This window comes from Streptomyces sp. NPDC013317 (assembly GCF_055563155.1).
On record NZ_JBVHDX010000004.1, the window covers coordinates 376,377 to 393,418 of the forward strand.

The window sequence follows — 17,042 nt, forward strand, 5'->3', positions numbered from 1 at the left end:
GCACCGCGAGGCTAATGCCCGAGAATTCCACTTTCTGTCCGAACCGGGGGTCGAACCTGTCAAGCTGCGGCGACAAGAGCCGCATGCGTGAGGCGAGGCACACGATGGAAGAGGCCGTGCACGACGACGGCGAAGAGCCGCCCCGGATAACTCCGGGCCCGGCTCCGGAGAGACCGCCTTCTCCGGACAGACCGTCCCCCGACGAAACGTCCCCCCACACCCCGTCCCCCGACGCGATCCTCATACGCCGCACCCTGGCCGAGATCGCTCCGGTCGCCGACAAGGTGACCTCGTACTTCTACGCCTTGCTCTTCGTCCGCCACCCCGAGACGCGCGCGATGTTCCCCGCGGCGATGGACGCCCAGCGCGACCGCCTCCTCAAGGCGCTGCTGACGGCGGCCGAGCACATGGACGACGCGGCCGTACTCACGGATTACCTCCAGAACCTGGGCCGTGGCCACCGCAAGTACGGAACCCGGCCGACGCACTACCCGGCCGTCGGCGAGGCGCTGATCGGTGCGCTGGTCCGGTACGCCACCCTGACCTGGAACGAGGAGACCGAGGCCGCCTGGGTGCGGACGTACACGACGATCTCGCAGATCATGATCGACGCGGCGGCCGAGAACGAGCTGCACGCGCCCGCCTGGTGGCAGGCCGAGGTCGTCTCCCACGATCTGCGGACCCCGGACATCGCGGTGATCACGCTACGGCCCGACCAGCCGTACACCTTCCTCGCCGGCCAGTACACGACGCTGGAGACGCCGTGGTGGCCGCGGGTGTGGCGGCACTACTCCTTCGCCTCGGCTCCCCGCCCCGACGGGCTGCTCACCCTGCACGTCAAGGCCGTCCCGGCCGGCTGGGTGTCGAACGCCCTGGTGCACCACGCGCGCCCCGGCGACGTCCTGCGTCTCGGCCCGCCCGCGGGGTCGATGACGGTCGACCACTCCACGGACAACGGGCTGCTGTGCCTCGGCGGCGGCACCGGGATCGCGCCCATCAAGGCGCTGGTCGAGGACGTTGCGGAGCACGGGGACCGACGCCCCGTGGAGGTGTTCTACGGCGCGCGCAGCGGACACGACCTGTATGACATCGACACGATGATGCGGCTCCAGAAGACCTACCCCTGGCTGTCCGTGCGGCCGGTCACCGAGGATCAGGCACAGCTGCCGGACGCCGTGCGCCAGTACGGTCCGTGGACCGAGTACGAGGCCTATTTGTCGGGCCCGCCCGGCATGATCCGGCGTGGGGTCGACGCCCTGCGGGGGGCCGGTATCCCCGCAGAGCGGATCCGCCACGACCTGCTGACCGAGCTGGCGTCCTAGCCCGGGGGCTCGCTCAGGGCCCCAGGAACGCGCTCCTCGGCCCGGTCAGCCCAGGTCAGGGGCGTGCATCGCGCGGACGCCCTCGATGTTGCCGTCCAGGTAGTGACGCAGGGACAAGGGCACGAGATGGACGGCGGCGATGCCGACCCGGCTGAAGGGCACCCGGACGATCTCGTACTCGCCGCAGGGCTCCTCGATCTCGGGCCCGTGCCTCAGCGACGGGTCCATCGACTCGAGCCGGCAGACGAAGAAGTGCTGGACCTTCACTCCCGAGACTCCGCCGTCGACGATGTGCTCGACGGTGTCGACGAAGCAGGGGACCACATCGGTGACCTTGGCGCCGAGCTCCTCGTGCACCTCGCGGTGCAGGGCTTCGACGACGGTGGTGTCCGAGGGCTCGACCCCGCCGCCGGGCGTCACCCAGTAGGGATCCACCCCCGGCTTCGTGCGCTTGATGAGGATCAGGTCGTTTCCATCGAGCAGGATGGCGCGTGCGGTGCGCTTGACCACAGGACGTTCGGTCATGGGAAGAAAATGGCCCGCAACAGGTGTCCTGAAACTCACCAGTCGCCGGAGGCTCGCAGGAGCCACTCGTGAGCCCGCGCGATGTGCGGCAGCGCGAGGGTCCCGGTGCGGACGACGAGGAAGTACGTACGCAGCGGCGGCACGGGCGGATCGAGCAGTGCCACGAGGCGGCCCTGGTCCAGGGCCTCCTCGCACAGATAGCGGGGCAGGACGGCAAGGCCCGCCCCTGAGGCCGTGGATTCCAGCACGGCCCGCAGGTCGGGCGCCACGACGGTGGCGGTCGCGGCGGGCTTGGTCTCGAAGACCGCCGCCCAGTAGCGGGCGACGAACGGCAGCGACTCGTGCACCTCGACCACCGGCAGCTGCTCCAGGACCACGGCACCCCTGCGCAGGAGCAGGTCGGGCGCCAGCCGGGCGGCCCAGCGCGGGGCGGCGACCAGCACATGTTCCTCGTCGCAGAGCGGAGTGGAGTGGAACAGCCCTCCGCGCGGGCGGGCGGTGGCGACGGCCAGATCGTGGTGGCCCGCGGCGAGCCCGTCGAGGATCTCCTCGGTCGTGGCGGGGAACCCGGCTCGCACGGCGAGCCCCTGGGCGACCAGCGGGGTGAGGGCGGGTAACACCCGCGCGGAGGTGAACTCGGGGGGCCCGGCGAGATGGAGGGTGCGGACGCCGTTCTCCTCGTCCAGGCCGGTCTCGGCGATCTCCACGAGGGCGTCAAGGTGCGGGGCGGCGCGGTGGGCGAGCTCGTCGCCGATGGTGGTGGGAGTGACCCCACGAGCCTGTCTGAGGAAGAGCGGCCGGCCCAGCTGACGTTCCAGGGTGCGGATCTGGCTGGTCACCGCGGGCTGGGAGAGACCGAGAAGGGCCGCGGCACGGGTGAAGGAACCGGCCCGGTGCACCGCGACGAAGGTGCGCAGTAGGGCGAGATCCATGTCCGCCCCCTCCCGGCCGTGGCGGCCTCGACTCAGGCGGTCGGCTGACTACGCCTCAGGACCGTCCAACTATAAATAAGTCGATAGGTCTCTGTCGCTACCGTGATTGGACACTGACGCAGAGTCAACTAGCCTTGTGCAGGCGGTTCTCCGCGCGTGGAACCAGGGGCGTTCCGAGCCATGAGGGGGGAGGCTCGGAGCGCCCCGGTTCTGTGCGGGGCGCACTCAGCCGGCCGTGGCCGCTTCCGCCACGTCGAGGGCGTGCAGGACGTCGGCGACCAGGTCTTCCGGGTCCTCCGCTCCGACGGAGAAGCGGATGAAACCCTCGGGCACGGCGTCGCCGCCCCACCGACCGCGCCGCTCGGCCGTCGAGCGCACGCCGCCGAAGCTGGTCGCGTCGTCGACGAGCCGCAGTGCGCCGAGGAACCGCTCCGCACGCTCCCGGTCGGCCAGGACGAAGGAGACCACGGGCCCGAAGCGCCTCATCTGCGTCGCCGCGACCGCATGGGACGGGTCGCCCGGCAGCCCGGGATAACGCAGCCCGGTCACCTCTCCCCGCTTGCTCAGCGCCTCCGCGAGAGCGAGCGCCGAGGCGCACTGCCGGTCGATGCGGAGCTGGAGCGTGGCCAGGGAACGATGGGCGAGCCACGCCTCCATCGGGCCGGGGATGGCCCCGACGATCTTGCGCCAGCGCCGGACGTCCGCCGCGAGCCCCGGGTCGAGGCAGCTGACGTGGCCGAGGAGGACGTCGCCGTGGCCGGTCATGCCCTTGGTGTCGCTGGCGACGGAGAAGTCCGCGCCGAGCTCCAGGGGCCGCTGGCCGAGGGGAGTGGCCAGGGTGTTGTCGACGGCGACCAGCGCCCCGGCTTCGTGGGCGGCCCGCGCCAGACGGCGGATGTCGCAGACGTCGAGCCCGGGGTTGGAGGGCGTCTCGATCCACAGCAGCCGCGCACCCTCCAGTACGGACAGCTGGGCGTCGCCGCCGGTGGGCGCGGTGCGGACCTCGATCCCGTACGCCCTGAGCTGTTCGTGCACCAGGGGCAGCGCCTGGTAGCCGTCGTCCGGCAGGACGACCACGTCGCCCGCCCTCAGCTGGGAGAAGAGGACGGCGGAGATGGCGGCCATGCCCGAGGCGAAGACGAGCGTCTCGACGCCCGGCTCCCCCGGCGCCTCCAGCTCCCCGATGGCGCGTTCCAGGTGCGTCCAGGTGGGGTTCTCGTCCCGGCCGTACGTGTAGGGGCCGGTGGGGTCGCCCGGCAGATGGAAGTGGGCGGCGAAGACCGGCCCTGGCAGGGTCGGTTCGTGCTTCACCGGTTCGGGGAGTCCCGCCCGCACCGCCCGTGTCCCGTCACCGACGGCACCGAGGCCTTCGGTGCCCCCGCCCGTGTCCGTGCTCATGCCGCCCGACCCTCCACACTCTCGCTCACCGCGGCCAGCAGTCCCTCGCTCGCCGCCTCCACCATCTCAAGACACTCCTCGAAGCCTTCCGACCCCCCGTAGTACGGGTCGGGCACGTCGAGGCCGCCGCCGGCCGGGTCGTACGAGCGCAGCAGCCGTACCTTCGCCGCGTCCTCCGGGGTCGGCGCGAGCGCGCGCAGGTCCCGTAGATGTCCCTCGTCGAGGGCGATCACCAGATCGAGGGCCGGGAACCACGAGGCGCGGAACTGGCGGGCGGTGTGGCCGGAGGCGTAGCCGTGCTCCTCGAGGACGGCGACCGTGCGCGGGTCGGCGGCGTCACCCTCGTGCCAGCCGCCGGTGCCCGCGCTGTCCACCTCGACCGCGCCCGCCAGACCGGCCTCCTCCACGCGGGCGCGGAAGACGGACTCGGCCATCGGCGAACGGCAGATGTTGCCGGTACAGACGAAGCAGACGCGGTACGTCATCGTCCGCACTCAGTCCCCGTCGGGGAGGACGACGTTGAGCGCCCAGGAGACGATCGAGATGATCAGACCGCCGAGGATTGCGGTCCAGAAGCCGTCGACGTGGAAGTCCAGCCCGACGGTGTCGGCCAGCCAGGAGGTGAGCAGGAGCATCAGGGCGTTGATCACCAGGGTGATCAGCCCGAGGGTGAGGATGAACAGGGGAAGCGAGATCAGCTTGACGACCGGCTTCACCAGGAAGTTCACCAGGCCGAAAACCAGGGCGACGAGTATGAGCGTCCAGGCCTTGTCGGCGGTGCTGTCGCCGGTCAGCTCGATGTCGGGCGACAGCAGCCAGACGGCCACGCCCAGGGCACCCGCGTTCGCGAGTGTCTTGACTACGAAATTCATCATGTGTCTGATCGTGGCAGACATGATCGGGCCAACGGCAGGGGCAGACGACCGATGAAAGCATTCCGACTGGACGAACTGGAGGCGGAGCGCGCCGCCAACGACGGTGCGTACCTCCAGTTCCTGCGGGAGCGGAACATGTCCGTCGGCCTGTACGCCCTCGACGCGGGCTCGCTTGACCCTCAGCAGCCGCACGGTCAGGACGAGGTGTACTTCGTCGTGAGCGGGCGGGCCGCCATCACGGTCGGTATGGAGACGACGCAGGTGGCGCGGGGCAGCGTGGTCTATGTGCCGGCGGGTGTCGCCCACAAGTTCCACCACATCACCGAGGACCTGCGGGTCATGGTGGTGTTCTCGCCGCCGGAGAGCTGAGTCGCCGGAGAGCCCGGCCGGGGAAGGCCCGGGTCGCCGCCGCCGAGGGCCGGACTCCCCTAGGGGGCGGATCAGGGGAGAGCAAGGGCTCCGAGGCCCCCGCGGGCACAGGTGTCACGCCTAGCATCGAGAGTGTCCGGCGCAGAGTGCGCGGGACGGATTCTTCGGAGATGAGGGAAGCGCGATGGCGGTACGAGAGATTCTCGCGGGGATGCCCTGGTGGGTGAAGTGGGTCGCCATACCGGTCATCGCCCTGTTCGTCTTCGGCGGCCTGATCACCAGCATCGCGACGGTCGTGATCGGCCTGCTCTTCAAGGCGCTGATCTTCGTCGCTCTCGTCGGCGGACTGATCTACGTCGTACGGAAGTTCATGTCCTCGTCGTCGTCGCGCGAGGACTGGTAGAACACGCTACCGAGCGGTAAACGCAGGCCGCGGGTGTGTTAGCCCGGGCGAGGGAAGCGGCCCGAGAATCCAGGCTCGGGCCTGAGAGCTGCCATTAGAGTGCAGATCTCTGCCGCCCCGGGGAAAGCCGGCGTAGACCTCCGCATCGTTCTGCGGTGGCCCACCCGTCCCGGGCGGGTCCGCCATGGACCCCACCGGTTCCCAGGCCGCGGCGGGCGCGGGGGCGGCCCCCGCGGGCGGGTGTACGGCACCCGTCGTCACGCCTGGGGGTGACCTTTGGCCACGGCCACGCAGTCCGCCGCTCCTACCCTGATCGGCTCGGTGCAGCGGGCGCTGAGACTACTGGAGGCCGTGGGCTCCCACGAGGACGGAGCCCCCGCCAAACAACTCGCGCGTGAGGCAGGACTTCCGCTGCCCACCGCGTACCACCTGCTCCGCACCCTGACGCATGAGGGCTATCTCCGCCGCGAGAAGGGTGTGTTCGTCTTCGGCGACGCGGCAGGTCGACTGGCCGGTGGCGGAGTTCTGCAGAATCGTCGCACCAAGATCGAAGACTCCCTCGCGCGCTGGCGGGACGAAATCGGGGTCCCCGTCTACTTCGCGATCTACCGCGAGGGTGAGATCGAGCTCGTCGCCGTCTCCGACACCCCGTCCGCCCCTGCCGTGGACGAATGGGCCGACTTCCGCGAGACGGGTCATGCCCATGCGATCGGTCAGTGTCTGCTCAGTCAACTGGATCTGAAATCTCGTCAAGACCACCTCGATCGCCATCCGGTGGATTCCATCACTCCGTACACGGTGCGTAACCGCCGTGCCCTTTTGGATCGTTTGGGCGGTATGGGGCGAATGGAGCCCCTGGTGGAGCGTCAGGAATATGCACTAGGCACGGTCTGTGCCGCAATCCCCATCACCGCGGGCTCCACAGCGGCCACGATGGCCATTTCCCTCCCCCTCCATCAGGAAGAACGGTTGCTCCCCGCAGTCAACCGACTACGGAACGAAATCGGAGGGCTCTTCAGCTCCTTCGCTTTCTCTATCAGTATCTGAAAAATCACTCCTTGTGATCTGCTAGTGCGTGCAGCACGATTGCGTCAAGCAGGCCAGGGGGGATCATTCCTGGCCGTTTTGCTAACAGCTTTCAGCTGCTGTGTTTACACACGTGCTTCATCTACAGCGGGGTACATCATGCGAGAGTCGGTGCAGGCCGAGGTCCTGATGAGCTTCCTCGTATCCGAGGAGCTCTCCTTCAGGATTCCGGTGGAGCTGCGATACGAGACCCGGGATCCCTACGCGGTGCGGATGACGTTCCACCTCCCCGGAGACGCCCCGGTGACCTGGGCGTTCGGCCGGGAGCTGCTGCTCGACGGCATCAACGGACCGAGCGGCGACGGCGATGTGCACATCGCGCCCACCGAACCCGAGGCCCTCTCGGACGTCGCCATCCGGCTCCAGGTCGGCAGCGACCGCGCCCTGTTCCGCGCCAGCGCTCCGCCCCTTGTCGCGTTCCTCGACCGTACGGACAGGCTCGTTCCACTGGGCCAGGAACGGACATTGGGTGACTTCGAGGACAATCTGGAGGCGGCGCTCGGCCGGATCCTCGCGGAGGAGAACGCCGGCTGAACCGGCGCCTGTCTGAACCGGCGCCTGTCTGAACCGGCGCCCGGCTGAACCGGCGTACTCACTTGGCGCGACGGCGGCGGCCACCCTTCGCCACGGGCTTCCCCGTGCCGCCCGGCCGGTCGGCCGAGACCACCAGGGCGGCGAGAGCCGTGGTGAGCGGCACCGAGGCGACCAGCCCGATCGACCCGACCAGTGTGCGGACGATCTCCTCGGCGACCAGTTCGCTGTTGGCCACGGTCCCCATGCTGCTCTGAGCGATGGAGAAGAGCAGCAGCAGGGGCAGGGCCGCACCCGCGTACGCCAGCACCAGGGTGTTCACCACGGACGCGATGTGGTCGCGACCGATCCGGATCCCGGCCCGGTACAGAGCGCGCGGCCCCATACGGGGATCGGCCTGGTGCAGCTCCCACACGGCCGAGGTCTGTGTCACCGTCACGTCGTCGAGCACACCGAGCGAACCGATGATGATGCCCGCGAGGAGCAGGCCCGACATGTCGATCTCCGGGTAGAGACCGTGGATCAGCCCGGTGTTGTCGTCGGTGTTCCCCGACAGCGACGCCCAGTCGATGAAGTACGAGCCGAGCAGCCCGATCAGCAGCAGCGAGATCAGCGTCCCCAGCACCGCGACCGATGTGCGGGCCGACAGTCCGTGGCACATGTAGAGAGCGATCAGCATGATCGCGCTCGACCCGACCACCGCCACCACCAGGGGATTCGACCCCTGCAGAATCGCCGGCAGGATGAAGAAGGTCAGCACCATGAAGCTGATCGCCAGCGCGATCAGAGCCATCACGCCGCGCATCCGTCCGACGAGCACCACGGCGAGGGCGAAGATCCCGGCGAGGACCGCCAGCGGAATCTTGCGGTCCACGTCCGTCACCGAATACTGCAGATCGCGCGGGGCGTCGGGCGCGTACGCCACCACCACGCCCTGTCCCTCGTCCAGTTGACGCGGCGCGTCCGGCTGCACGATCTCGGTGAAGGTACGGCCCTTGTCCGGACCGCTCGTGACCTCGATCGTCGCCCTCTCGCACTGCCCCTGCTGCGCGTTGAGCGCCTCACGCCCCTGGGGCGCGGAGGGGTCCTCGGTCGGCGGCACCTGACCGGCGTTCACGTCCTGGCAGTCGACCTGCTCGACCGTGGTCACCTGGCCCTGGTAGGTCTGCCGGTCGAAGCCGACGCCGGTGCGTTCGTGCTCGGGGGCCCCGCCGGGCCACAGGACGACGAGCCCGACCACGACGGCCGTGGCGAACGGGATCAGGACGGCGGCGATGACTCTGCGCAGATGCCGGGAGACGGGTGCGGCCGGTCCGTGGCTGTGGGTGTGGCCGTGCCCGTGACCGGCGTCGCCGGGTCCGTGACCGACGTCACCGTGCCCGTCGTGGCCGTCGGGTTCCGGGGTCTGCTGCGAGGAAGTCACCGACCGATCATCGCAAGAACGGCGGGGGCCCACTGTTCAGCACGGCCGGGTTGACGCTAGCGTGGTGCCACCTTTGCACACGCGGGAGCTCGGAGCACCGGGCTGAGAGGGCGCTGATCACCGTACGCGCGTACCGATGTACGTACGGGAGGAGGCTGCGCCGACCGCCGAACCTGTTACCGGGTAATGCCGGCGTAGGGAGATCGGTCTCATGACCATTCAGGATGCACGCACGCCTGCCACCAGCGAGAACGCGGCCCAGGACGAGCGCAAGCCGGGCTGGCACAAGGGATACGTCGAGGGCTCGCGCCCCGACCTCCGGGTGCCCGTCCGCCAGGTGCACCTCACCAACGGCAAGGACGTGACGCTGTACGACACGTCCGGTCCGTACACCGACCCCACCATCGACACCGACGTACGGCGGGGCCTTCCGCCGCTGCGCGAGAACTGGATCATCGCGCGGGGTGACACGGAGGAGTACGCGGGCCGCCCGGTCCGCCCCGAGGACGACGGCATCAAGCACACGTCGCCGCGCGGTGGCCTGAAGAACCTCGACGCGGTCTTCCCCGGCCGTCCGCGCCAGCCCCGCCGGGGCCGCGACGGCCAGGCGGTGACCCAGCTCGCGTACGCCCGCCGGGGCGAGATCACCCCGGAGATGGAGTACGTCGCGATCCGCGAGAACGTCTCGCCCGAGGTCGTACGGGAGGAGATCGCGGCAGGTCGGGCCGTCCTCCCGGCCAACGTCAACCACCCGGAGATCGAGCCGATGATCATCGGCAAGCGGTTCCTGGTGAAGGTCAACGCCAACATCGGCAACTCCGCCGTCACCTCCTCCATCGAGGAGGAGGTGGAGAAGATGACCTGGGCGACCAAGTGGGGCGCCGACACGGTCATGGACCTCTCCACCGGTCGCAACATCCACACCACGCGCGAGTGGGTGCTGCGCAACTCTCCCGTGCCGATCGGCACCGTGCCGCTCTACCAGGCCCTGGAGAAGGTCGACGGCAAGGCCGAGGAGCTGACCTGGGAGATCTACAAGGACACGGTCATCGAGCAGGCCGAGCAGGGCGTCGACTACATGACGGTCCACGCCGGCGTGCTGCTGCCGTACGTGCCGCTGACGGCCCGTCGCAAGACCGGCATCGTCTCGCGCGGGGGCTCGATCATGGCCGCCTGGTGTCTGGCGCACCACAAGGAGAACTTCCTCTACACGAACTTCGAGGAGCTCTGCGAGATCCTGGCGACGTACGACGTCACGTACTCGCTGGGCGACGGCCTGCGGCCCGGCTCGATCGCCGATGCCAACGACGAGGCGCAGTTCGCCGAGCTGCGCACCCTCGGCGAGCTGAACACGATCGCCAAGCGCCACAACGTGCAGACGATGATCGAGGGCCCGGGTCACGTCCCGATGCACAAGATCAAGGAGAACATCGACCTCCAGCAGGAGATCTGCGAGGAGGCGCCGTTCTACACGCTCGGCCCGCTCACCACGGACGTCGCCCCGGCGTACGACCACATCACCTCGGGCATCGGCGCCGCGATGATCGCCTGGTGGGGCACGGCGATGCTCTGCTACGTCACGCCCAAGGAGCACCTGGGCCTGCCCAACCGCGACGACGTGAAGACCGGTGTCATCACGTACAAGATCGCGGCCCACGCGGCCGACCTGGCCAAGGGGCACCCGGGGGCGCAGGAGTGGGACGACGCGCTGTCGGACGCGCGGTTCGAGTTCCGCTGGGAGGACCAGTTCAACCTGGCGCTCGACCCGGACACGGCCCGCGAGTTCCACGACGAGACGCTGCCGGCGGAGCCGGCGAAGACCGCGCACTTCTGCTCGATGTGCGGTCCGAAGTTCTGCTCGATGAAGATCTCGCAGGACATCCGCCGGGAGCACGGCGGCGACCTCAAGTCGGACGAGATCGCGGCCGGCATGGAGGAGAAGTCCAAGGAGTTCGCGGCCGCGGGCAACCGGGTGTACCTGCCGCTGGCTGAGTAGGCGAGGCCTTTCGTACGTACGTCCTGTCGGGTCGCATGAAGCGGCGGGTGTGGACCGCATGGCCGGGGGGCTGTGTGGCTCGCGCCCGCCGCGGCGTCTGTGGCGGCGCGGTCCCGCACCCGGCCGGTCCGCCTCTGCGCCGGACGACGGTCTGCCCGGGGCAGTGTGCCCGGGTCAGTGTGCCCGGGGTTCGGTTGCTCGGCGCCGGTCTGCCCGGGCCCGTCTGGCCCGTCCGGCTACTCGGGGCCGTGGTCCGGAGGGCCGAAGTCCGGGCTGGAGAAGTCGGGGCTGCTGAACGTCGGACGGGTGCCCGGAGAACCCTCGTTCGGGCTGCTGAAGTCCGGGCCGCTGTAACCGATCTTCGGTATGCGATCGGTGCGGGGCGGTGTGGGGGGCGGCGCCGCCGGGAGGGGATCCGGGGCGGCCAGGGCGTCGCGCAGGAACGGCACGATGCCCCGGTCCACCAGCGCGCGGCGCCAGGCCTGGCGGGCGCGGGACAGTTCGTCGTCCGGTTCGGCCGGCGGCGGATCGCTCGCGGCCACCTGCGTGGACCGGTTGCCCAGCGCCGTGAGCAGCAGCCCGACCGCGGCGCAGAAGAGACCGGCGGCGGCGACCGCGCCGAAGAACCACCCCGCGGTCAGCAGCGTGTCGGCGAAGGCGAGCGTGGGCGCCAGCACCTTCAGTACGGCACCGACCAGCAGGAAAATCACCGCCGCCGTGCCGGCGAGAACCGGGGCGAGGACCGTCACGATCGCGACGATGCCGGCACCTGGTCCGGCGCTCGGCCCCTGGCCCTCCGCCGCCAGGACGGCGTCCACCACACTCGAACCGCTCGGTGAGCGACTCTCTTCGCGGACCTTCACGAAGTGGTCGTACTCGACCGCGGCCGCTGCGGTGATCAGCGCCGTCGCGTTCAGTGCCATCGTGCGCAGCTGTTCGGCCGTGAGCCGCTTCCCGGTCTCGGCGAGATCCGGATGGTCGTGCGCGTTGCGCAGTGCGTCGTCGAGGAGTCGCACGTACTCGGCACGGTCCTCGGTCAGCAGGTGCGGAGCCACGTTCATGTGCATCCCCCGATGCTCCGTTGGGCCTGGCCGGCCGCGAGGAACGGCCGGTTGGGCGGAAACGGAGGAGAGCCTGCTACGGATGATCCGATGGTATTGCGGTTATGGCACAGGGTGACAGGGGGTTTCCCGAAATCGCCTTCCCCGGATGCGGAGTGTTATGCCTCAGCTCTGCAGGGGGAGTTGGACGACCAGCAGCTTTCCGGCCATGGTCACTCCGCCGTCCATGGCGATCGCGAGACCGTCCGCGTACACGTGCGGACCGTCGACGACCGGGTCCGAACCGCCCTCGGCGTCCTCGGTGCCGACCTGGCCCAGGAGGTACGGGATGGGACTGTGACCGTGCACGACACGGCCGCCGCCGTACGTGGCGAGGAGCTCCTGGACGGCCTCGGGGCCCGCGTCGTCGCGGAAGGCGAAGCGCTTGGTGAACTTGCGGAAGAGGTCCCAGACCTCGTCCGCGTCGTTCCGGTTGATGATCTCGTGGACGGTCTCGTTGACGTCCTCGATGGTGGAGCCGTAGTCGAGGTAGGCGGTGGTGTCGGAGTGCATCAGCAGATGCCCGTCCTCCTCCACCACGGCGTCGAGTCGGGACATCCACTGGAGGTGGACGTCCTGGAGGCGGTCCATGTCGTGCTTCTGGCCGCCGTTGAGCAGCCAGGCCGCCTGGAAGGTGGCGGTGCCCGCGCCGGAGTTGACGGGGGTGTCCCCGAAGCGCTTGGCGCCGATGAGGAGCAGCTCGTGGTTGCCCATCAGGGCCTTGCAGTAGCCGCCGGCGGCCGCGGCCTCGGCGGAGAGCCGCATGACGAGGTCGATGACCCCGATGCCGTCGGGGCCCCGGTCGGTGAAGTCGCCGAGGAACCACAGGCGCGCGTTGCCCGCGGCCCAGGCGCCGTTCTCGTCGATGAGGCGCCGCTCGTGCAGGGCCGCGACGAGCTCGTCCAGGTATCCGTGGACGTCACCGACCACCCAGAGGGGGCCGGGGCCGTCGCCGTTCGGGGCGGGCGCGGGGGCCGCGTCCGGGTCCACGTGGACCTGGACGGTGTCGCCCCGGTTGATGACCGGAAGGTCGCGTTCGGTGGGGGTGTAGCCCTCGGGGAGCTGGTCGTCCGGAAAGGCGTTCCCGGGGTGGCCCGGGGTCGCGGCCGCGGGGGTGACCAGGGTGGTCAGGGCGGAGAGCGCGGAGGAGGGCCGGCCGAGGAGGAGCGTGGGGTCGGCGACGGTGACGCGGGCGGGGGGTACCGGCTCGGACGGTACGACCGCTTCGATCGGCTCGACGTACTCGACGGGTTCCGCGGGCTCGACGAAGTCGGCGCGCTTCGCGAACTCGACCCGTTCGAAGGAGCCCCCGTGCGCGACGGGTTCGCCCTGCGCGCGCGTTTCGAGGGGCGCGCCCTGCGCGACGGGTTCGCCGTGCGCACCCGGGTCGACGGGTGCGCCGGGCTCGTACGGCACGACGGGGTGCCCGGACGGAGGCTCCGGGGCCTGACCCTGCACGGGTACCCGGGCGTACGGCGGTACGCGGAAATCACGCAATGTCGCCGTGCGCACCACGGGTTCCTGCCCGGCCCCCTGAGTCATCGACCCCTCCACCACCGTCGCGATGCCCTGCACATCGCGGACCGGCCTGGTCGGGGTGGTCCGCGGTGTCGTGCGCCCATCATAGGAATGAGGGTCCGCCTGTGTGACGCACCAGGGGTGGTGAATCCGGGTCCACTCCGGGTTCACCGGTTGTTTCGCCCGAATTGAGAAGGTCCAGTCCAGGGTTGGGGCAGGGCCGAGGCCTGGTTTGTGTCCGGCTTCGGGTCCGTGCCCCCTCCGCACCCGCTTCGTACCCGACCCCCACCCGACCCGGCGTGGGCCGGGTTTCGGCGCGTACGTGTTCTTCTTCAGTCCTTCGAGGGCGACCGGGGAGGACTCACCGTCGTCCGCGGAGAACGCCTCTGGGAGGACGTCCGCACGATGAGTTCGGTCGGTATCACCTGCTCGACCGGTCCGTCGGTGTCGATCCCCTCGATGGCGTCGATGAGGAGCTGGACGACGGCCGTGCCGATCCGGCGCGGTTTGAGCGAAAGGGTCGTGATGGGCGGTTCGGTGGTGGCGTAGACGGTCGACTCGCTGCAGCAGACCAGCAGCAGATCTTCCGGTACGCGCAGTCCGTAGCGGCGGGCCGCCGCCAGGAGATCGGTTCCGTTCGGGTCGAAGAGTCCGTAGACGGCGTCGGGACGGTCGGGGCGGGCGAGCAGCCGGTCGGCCGCGACGGCGCCCGCGCACGGGTCGTGCGCCGGGTAGGCCTCGTAGACGGGGTCCTGCCCGACCCGCTCGCACCAGTTGAGGTACGCGGTGGTGGACAGGCGGGTGTACGTGTCGGTGGTGGTTCCGGTGAGAAGGCCGATCCGGCGGGCGCCGGCGGCGGCGAGGTGGTCGAGGAGGTCGAGTACGGCGGCTTCGTGGTCGTTGTCGACCCAGGCGGTCACCGGGAGGGTGCCGGCGGGGCGCCCGTCGGAGACGACGGGCAGGCCCTGACGGACGAGCTCGGTGACGACCGGGTCGTGGTCGGAGGGGTCGATGACGACGGTGCCGTCGAGGGCGACGTTCGACCAGACGTCATGGCGGGAGGTTGCGGGCAGGATGACCAGGGCATAGCCACGGGCGAGCGCGGCCGATGTGGCGGCTCTGGCCATCTCCGCGAAGTACGCGAATTCGGTGAAGGTGAAAGGTTCATCCCCGTAGGTCGTCACGGTCAGGCCGATGAGGCCGGACTTGCCGGTACGGAGCGTGCGGGCCGCCGCGGATGGGCGATAGCCCAGCCGGTCGGCGACCTCGCGGACGTGGCGGCGGGTGGCGTCCGGGAGCCGGCCCTTGCCGTTGAGCGCGTCGGAGACAGTCGTGATGGAGACCCCGGCGGCGGCGGCCACATCCCGGATGCCCGCTCGCCCCTGCCGGCTTCCCCGGGTCTGTGCCCGGCTCACCTGGTGCTTCCCTGCTGCTGTCATGGCGAGCCGATAGTAGGGCGAGGCCGGGTGGTTGGGACGCTCGCATATGCACCCGTTGACAGGCACGTTTTTGCATGATCAAGAAATGTCAAATGCCTTGGAATTCAAGCGAGTTAGTGCCTCTCGGGTGTGATCTGCGGTTGCCGACCCGCATGAGCCTGCCAAGGAGTCCATGTCTCGAAGAGGTCTCAACTCACCTCTACGAGGGACGCGCGCCACGGCGCTCGCCACCGGCGCGCGCCACCCGGCCCCGCGCTCCCCCACTCGTCCACAGGTTCCCCACTCCGTTGTCCACAGCCCATTCGCAGCGGAGGCGAATCCTCATAAGGTGAGGAGTATTGGTGGTACGGACGGTCGAGGAGGACCACAGTGAGCGCAGTGAGCGAGACCGGCGGAGACGGCGCGGTCGGCGGGACGGCCGCGGGCAGCCCCAGGCTGCGTGCCGTTCTGGACGGCATTCCCACCTACAAGCCGGGCAAGCCCGCCGCCGCGGGTGGTGCGGTCGCCTTCAAGCTGTCCTCCAACGAGAACCCGTATCCGCCCCTGCCGGGTGTGATGGAGAGCGCGCTGTCCGCGGCCGCCGCCTTCAACCGCTATCCCGACATGGCCTGCACGGGCCTGATGAACGAGCTCGCGGACCGCTTCGGGGTCCCGGTCTCGCACCTGGCCACCGGTACGGGGTCGGTCGGCGTGGCGCAGTCGCTGCTGCAGGCGACCTCGGGCCCGGGTGACGAGGTCATCTACGCCTGGCGGTCCTTCGAGGCGTACCCGATCATCACGCAGATCAGCGGTGCCACCTCCGTGCAGGTGCCGCTGACCGACGGCGAGGTGCACGACCTCGACGCGATGGCCGAGGCGATCACCGACCGGACGCGGCTGATCTTCGTCTGCAATCCGAACAACCCCACGGGCACGGCGGTGCGCCGCGCCGAGCTGGAGCGCTTCCTGGACCGGGTGCCCTCCGACGTCCTGGTGGTGATCGACGAGGCGTACCGCGAGTTCGTCCGTGACACCGACATCCCCGACGGCATCGAGCTGTACCGCGACCGGCCGAACGTCGCCGTGCTGCGGACGTTCTCCAAGGCGTACGGCCTGGCCGGGCTCCGGGTCGGTTTCGCGATCGCCCATGAGCCGGTCGCGGCGGCGCTGCGCAAGACGGCGGTGCCGTTCGGTGTGAGTCAGCTCGCGCAGGACGCGGCGGTGGCCTCGCTGCGGGCCGAGGACGAACTGCTCGGGCGGGTCGGCTCGTTGGTGGGCGAGCGCGAGCGGGTCCACGCGGGGCTCGTGGCCCAGGGCTGGACCGTTCCGGACACTCAGGCGAACTTCGTCTGGCTGCGGCTCGGTGAGCGGACGCTGGACTTCGCGGCGGAGTGCGAGCGGCACGGCGTGGTGGTGCGGCCGTTCGCGGGCGAGGGCGTGCGCGTCACGATCGGTGAGTGCGAGGCCAACGACCTGTTCCTGAAGGCGGCGGAGGGCTTCCGTAACGGAGGCTGATCGACGGACGCCGATCGGTGGAGGCTGATCGGCGGACGCCGATCGATGGACGGTGACCGGCGGACGCTGATCGGCGCGCCCGGGAGGTCAGATCTCCACGTGCTCGACGCGGATCGGGTCACCGTCCCTGACGGTGGCCAGGACGCGCGCGTCGCCGTCCAGCGAGCCCAGCACGTTGCAGGGGCTCGCGAGCCGGCATTCGGAGCCCCGGGATATCGGGGTGGGGCCGTAGGGGAGTGCGAGGGCGTCACCCTCGGTCCAGAAGGCGACCGTGCCCGGCTCCACCACCTGCCGCGCGCCGGCCTCGACGGCGGTGGAGACCGGAGTGTCGAAATACACCTCCTCGCCCCAGGTCCGGGCGGTGGAGGAGATCGGCAGAGCCCCCACGAGCGCCTTGCTCGTGGGGGTTTCTTCGAGGGTCGCCGTGGTGTGTCCGGCGGGCCAGGAGATACGGATCTGAAGGGTCATAGCCAGGATTCAACAATATGTTGAAGGCTCTGGGAAGGGGTGACCTTCGGTAGGGGGACCCCCGGTCTTACGTACGGATTTCGTATGAGCCATAATGCTTGTGAATGTGAACGCGTTCACAAGCGTGTCCCGTTCATCCCTGGATTGGTGGGATTAAAGGGGC

At 69.7% G+C, this 17,042-nt stretch carries 18 protein-coding genes; 8 read left to right on the forward strand and 10 right to left on the reverse strand.

Translation table 11 applies throughout. The features are described from left to right. Positions 1-14: 14 nt before the first annotated feature. The gene (locus ACZ3IJ_RS14425) at positions 15-1,322 is read left to right on the forward strand and encodes a globin domain-containing protein (RefSeq protein WP_467468040.1); all 1,308 of its coding nucleotides are present in this window, start codon (positions 15-17) and stop codon (positions 1,320-1,322) included. A 45-nt stretch (positions 1,323-1,367) separates the two neighbouring features. Here the strand turns inward: ACZ3IJ_RS14425 and ACZ3IJ_RS14430 are convergent, their stop codons facing one another. The 5 genes from ACZ3IJ_RS14430 to ACZ3IJ_RS14450 all read right to left on the reverse strand — a co-directional run bounded on the left by ACZ3IJ_RS14430 (position 1,368) and on the right by ACZ3IJ_RS14450 (position 5,052). Continuing rightward, entirely contained in the window at positions 1,368-1,847 is a 480-nt protein-coding gene (locus ACZ3IJ_RS14430) for an NUDIX domain-containing protein (RefSeq protein WP_467468041.1), read from the reverse strand. 35 nt (positions 1,848-1,882) lie between these two features. Next, entirely contained in the window at positions 1,883-2,779 is an 897-nt protein-coding gene (locus ACZ3IJ_RS14435; RefSeq protein WP_391800028.1) for a LysR family transcriptional regulator, read from the reverse strand. 225 nt (positions 2,780-3,004) lie between these two features. Then, entirely contained in the window at positions 3,005-4,177 is a 1,173-nt protein-coding gene (locus tag ACZ3IJ_RS14440) for a cystathionine gamma-lyase (protein WP_467468042.1), read from the reverse strand. Further along, positions 4,174-4,662 carry a low molecular weight protein-tyrosine-phosphatase gene (locus ACZ3IJ_RS14445; protein ID WP_467468044.1) on the reverse strand — a complete coding sequence of 163 codons (489 nt, stop codon included), beginning with the start codon at positions 4,660-4,662 and terminating at the stop codon, positions 4,174-4,176. Before ACZ3IJ_RS14445 ends, ACZ3IJ_RS14440 begins: the two co-directional genes overlap by 4 nt. A gap of 9 nt (positions 4,663-4,671) precedes the next feature. Beyond that, positions 4,672-5,052, reverse strand: a complete 381-nt coding sequence (locus ACZ3IJ_RS14450; protein WP_467468046.1) for a phage holin family protein — start codon at positions 5,050-5,052, stop codon at positions 4,672-4,674. 51 nt (positions 5,053-5,103) lie between these two features. Here ACZ3IJ_RS14450 and ACZ3IJ_RS14455 point away from each other — a divergent pair, with 51 nt between their 5' ends. The 5 genes from ACZ3IJ_RS14455 (at position 5,104) to ACZ3IJ_RS14475 (ending at position 7,444) form a co-directional block, all read left to right on the forward strand. After that, the gene (locus ACZ3IJ_RS14455; RefSeq protein WP_355110745.1) at positions 5,104-5,421 is read left to right on the forward strand and encodes a cupin domain-containing protein; all 318 of its coding nucleotides are present in this window, start codon (positions 5,104-5,106) and stop codon (positions 5,419-5,421) included. Between the two features lie 184 nt (positions 5,422-5,605). Continuing rightward, positions 5,606-5,824, forward strand: a complete 219-nt coding sequence (locus tag ACZ3IJ_RS14460; RefSeq protein ID WP_352188573.1) for a DUF5326 family protein — start codon at positions 5,606-5,608, stop codon at positions 5,822-5,824. Between the two features lie 276 nt (positions 5,825-6,100). After that, on the forward strand, positions 6,101-6,871 hold the full coding sequence (locus ACZ3IJ_RS14465; protein WP_467468049.1) for an IclR family transcriptional regulator: 771 nt from the start codon (positions 6,101-6,103) through the stop codon (positions 6,869-6,871). 100 nt (positions 6,872-6,971) lie between these two features. Next, complete coding sequence (locus ACZ3IJ_RS14470) at positions 6,972-7,040, forward strand: hypothetical protein (protein ID WP_391800220.1); 69 nt, start codon at positions 6,972-6,974, stop codon at positions 7,038-7,040. After that, positions 7,010-7,444 carry an SsgA family sporulation/cell division regulator gene (locus ACZ3IJ_RS14475; protein WP_467468051.1) on the forward strand — a complete coding sequence of 145 codons (435 nt, stop codon included), beginning with the start codon at positions 7,010-7,012 and terminating at the stop codon, positions 7,442-7,444. Before ACZ3IJ_RS14470 ends, ACZ3IJ_RS14475 begins: the two co-directional genes overlap by 31 nt. Before the next feature lie 58 nt (positions 7,445-7,502). Here the strand turns inward: ACZ3IJ_RS14475 and ACZ3IJ_RS14480 are convergent, their stop codons facing one another. Beyond that, positions 7,503-8,864 (reverse strand): YibE/F family protein, encoded by a 1,362-nt coding sequence (locus tag ACZ3IJ_RS14480; RefSeq protein WP_467468052.1) that lies wholly within the window; start codon positions 8,862-8,864, stop codon positions 7,503-7,505. A 211-nt stretch (positions 8,865-9,075) separates the two neighbouring features. Between ACZ3IJ_RS14480 and thiC the strand changes: the two genes are divergently transcribed. After that, positions 9,076-10,860 carry a phosphomethylpyrimidine synthase ThiC gene (gene thiC / locus ACZ3IJ_RS14485; RefSeq protein ID WP_391800023.1) on the forward strand — a complete coding sequence of 595 codons (1,785 nt, stop codon included), beginning with the start codon at positions 9,076-9,078 and terminating at the stop codon, positions 10,858-10,860. A gap of 236 nt (positions 10,861-11,096) precedes the next feature. Here the strand turns inward: thiC and ACZ3IJ_RS14490 are convergent, their stop codons facing one another. The 3 genes from ACZ3IJ_RS14490 to ACZ3IJ_RS14500 all read right to left on the reverse strand — a co-directional run bounded on the left by ACZ3IJ_RS14490 (position 11,097) and on the right by ACZ3IJ_RS14500 (position 14,917). Further along, positions 11,097-11,927, reverse strand: coding sequence for a hypothetical protein (locus ACZ3IJ_RS14490; RefSeq protein WP_467468054.1), 831 nt, complete (start codon positions 11,925-11,927; stop codon positions 11,097-11,099). 159 nt (positions 11,928-12,086) lie between these two features. After that, positions 12,087-13,502: a metallophosphoesterase gene (locus tag ACZ3IJ_RS14495; RefSeq protein ID WP_467468056.1), complete on the reverse strand. Its 1,416-nt coding sequence runs from the start codon at positions 13,500-13,502 to the stop codon at positions 12,087-12,089. 308 nt (positions 13,503-13,810) lie between these two features. Beyond that, a complete protein-coding gene (locus tag ACZ3IJ_RS14500; protein WP_362467928.1) occupies positions 13,811-14,917 on the reverse strand; it encodes a LacI family DNA-binding transcriptional regulator in 1,107 nt (368 codons plus the stop codon). 378 nt (positions 14,918-15,295) lie between these two features. Between ACZ3IJ_RS14500 and hisC the strand changes: the two genes are divergently transcribed. Beyond that, the gene (hisC, locus tag ACZ3IJ_RS14505; protein ID WP_467468409.1) at positions 15,296-16,411 is read left to right on the forward strand and encodes a histidinol-phosphate transaminase; all 1,116 of its coding nucleotides are present in this window, start codon (positions 15,296-15,298) and stop codon (positions 16,409-16,411) included. Between the two features lie 87 nt (positions 16,412-16,498). Here hisC and ACZ3IJ_RS14510 read toward each other — a convergent pair whose 3' ends face one another. Next, positions 16,499-16,879 (reverse strand): cyclophilin-like fold protein, encoded by a 381-nt coding sequence (locus ACZ3IJ_RS14510; protein ID WP_467468059.1) that lies wholly within the window; start codon positions 16,877-16,879, stop codon positions 16,499-16,501. Between the last annotated feature and the right edge of the window lie 163 nt (positions 16,880-17,042).

Coding starts and splice junctions, on each gene's coding strand:
- ACZ3IJ_RS14425 (WP_467468040.1), top strand. CDS start 15: ATGCCCGAGAATTCCACTTTCTGTCCGAACCGGGGGTCGAACCTGTCA.
- ACZ3IJ_RS14430 (WP_467468041.1), bottom strand. CDS start 1,847: ATGACCGAACGTCCTGTGGTCAAGCGCACCGCACGCGCCATCCTGCTC.
- ACZ3IJ_RS14435 (WP_391800028.1), bottom strand. CDS start 2,779: ATGGATCTCGCCCTACTGCGCACCTTCGTCGCGGTGCACCGGGCCGGT.
- ACZ3IJ_RS14440 (WP_467468042.1), bottom strand. CDS start 4,177: ATGAGCACGGACACGGGCGGGGGCACCGAAGGCCTCGGTGCCGTCGGT.
- ACZ3IJ_RS14445 (WP_467468044.1), bottom strand. CDS start 4,662: ATGACGTACCGCGTCTGCTTCGTCTGTACCGGCAACATCTGCCGTTCG.
- ACZ3IJ_RS14450 (WP_467468046.1), bottom strand. CDS start 5,052: ATGATGAATTTCGTAGTCAAGACACTCGCGAACGCGGGTGCCCTGGGC.
- ACZ3IJ_RS14455 (WP_355110745.1), top strand. CDS start 5,104: ATGAAAGCATTCCGACTGGACGAACTGGAGGCGGAGCGCGCCGCCAAC.
- ACZ3IJ_RS14460 (WP_352188573.1), top strand. CDS start 5,606: ATGGCGGTACGAGAGATTCTCGCGGGGATGCCCTGGTGGGTGAAGTGG.
- ACZ3IJ_RS14475 (WP_467468051.1), top strand. CDS start 7,010: ATGCGAGAGTCGGTGCAGGCCGAGGTCCTGATGAGCTTCCTCGTATCC.
- thiC (WP_391800023.1), top strand. CDS start 9,076: ATGACCATTCAGGATGCACGCACGCCTGCCACCAGCGAGAACGCGGCC.
- ACZ3IJ_RS14490 (WP_467468054.1), bottom strand. CDS start 11,927: ATGCACATGAACGTGGCTCCGCACCTGCTGACCGAGGACCGTGCCGAG.
- ACZ3IJ_RS14495 (WP_467468056.1), bottom strand. CDS start 13,502: ATGACTCAGGGGGCCGGGCAGGAACCCGTGGTGCGCACGGCGACATTG.
- ACZ3IJ_RS14500 (WP_362467928.1), bottom strand. CDS start 14,917: ATGACAGCAGCAGGGAAGCACCAGGTGAGCCGGGCACAGACCCGGGGA.
- ACZ3IJ_RS14510 (WP_467468059.1), bottom strand. CDS start 16,879: ATGACCCTTCAGATCCGTATCTCCTGGCCCGCCGGACACACCACGGCG.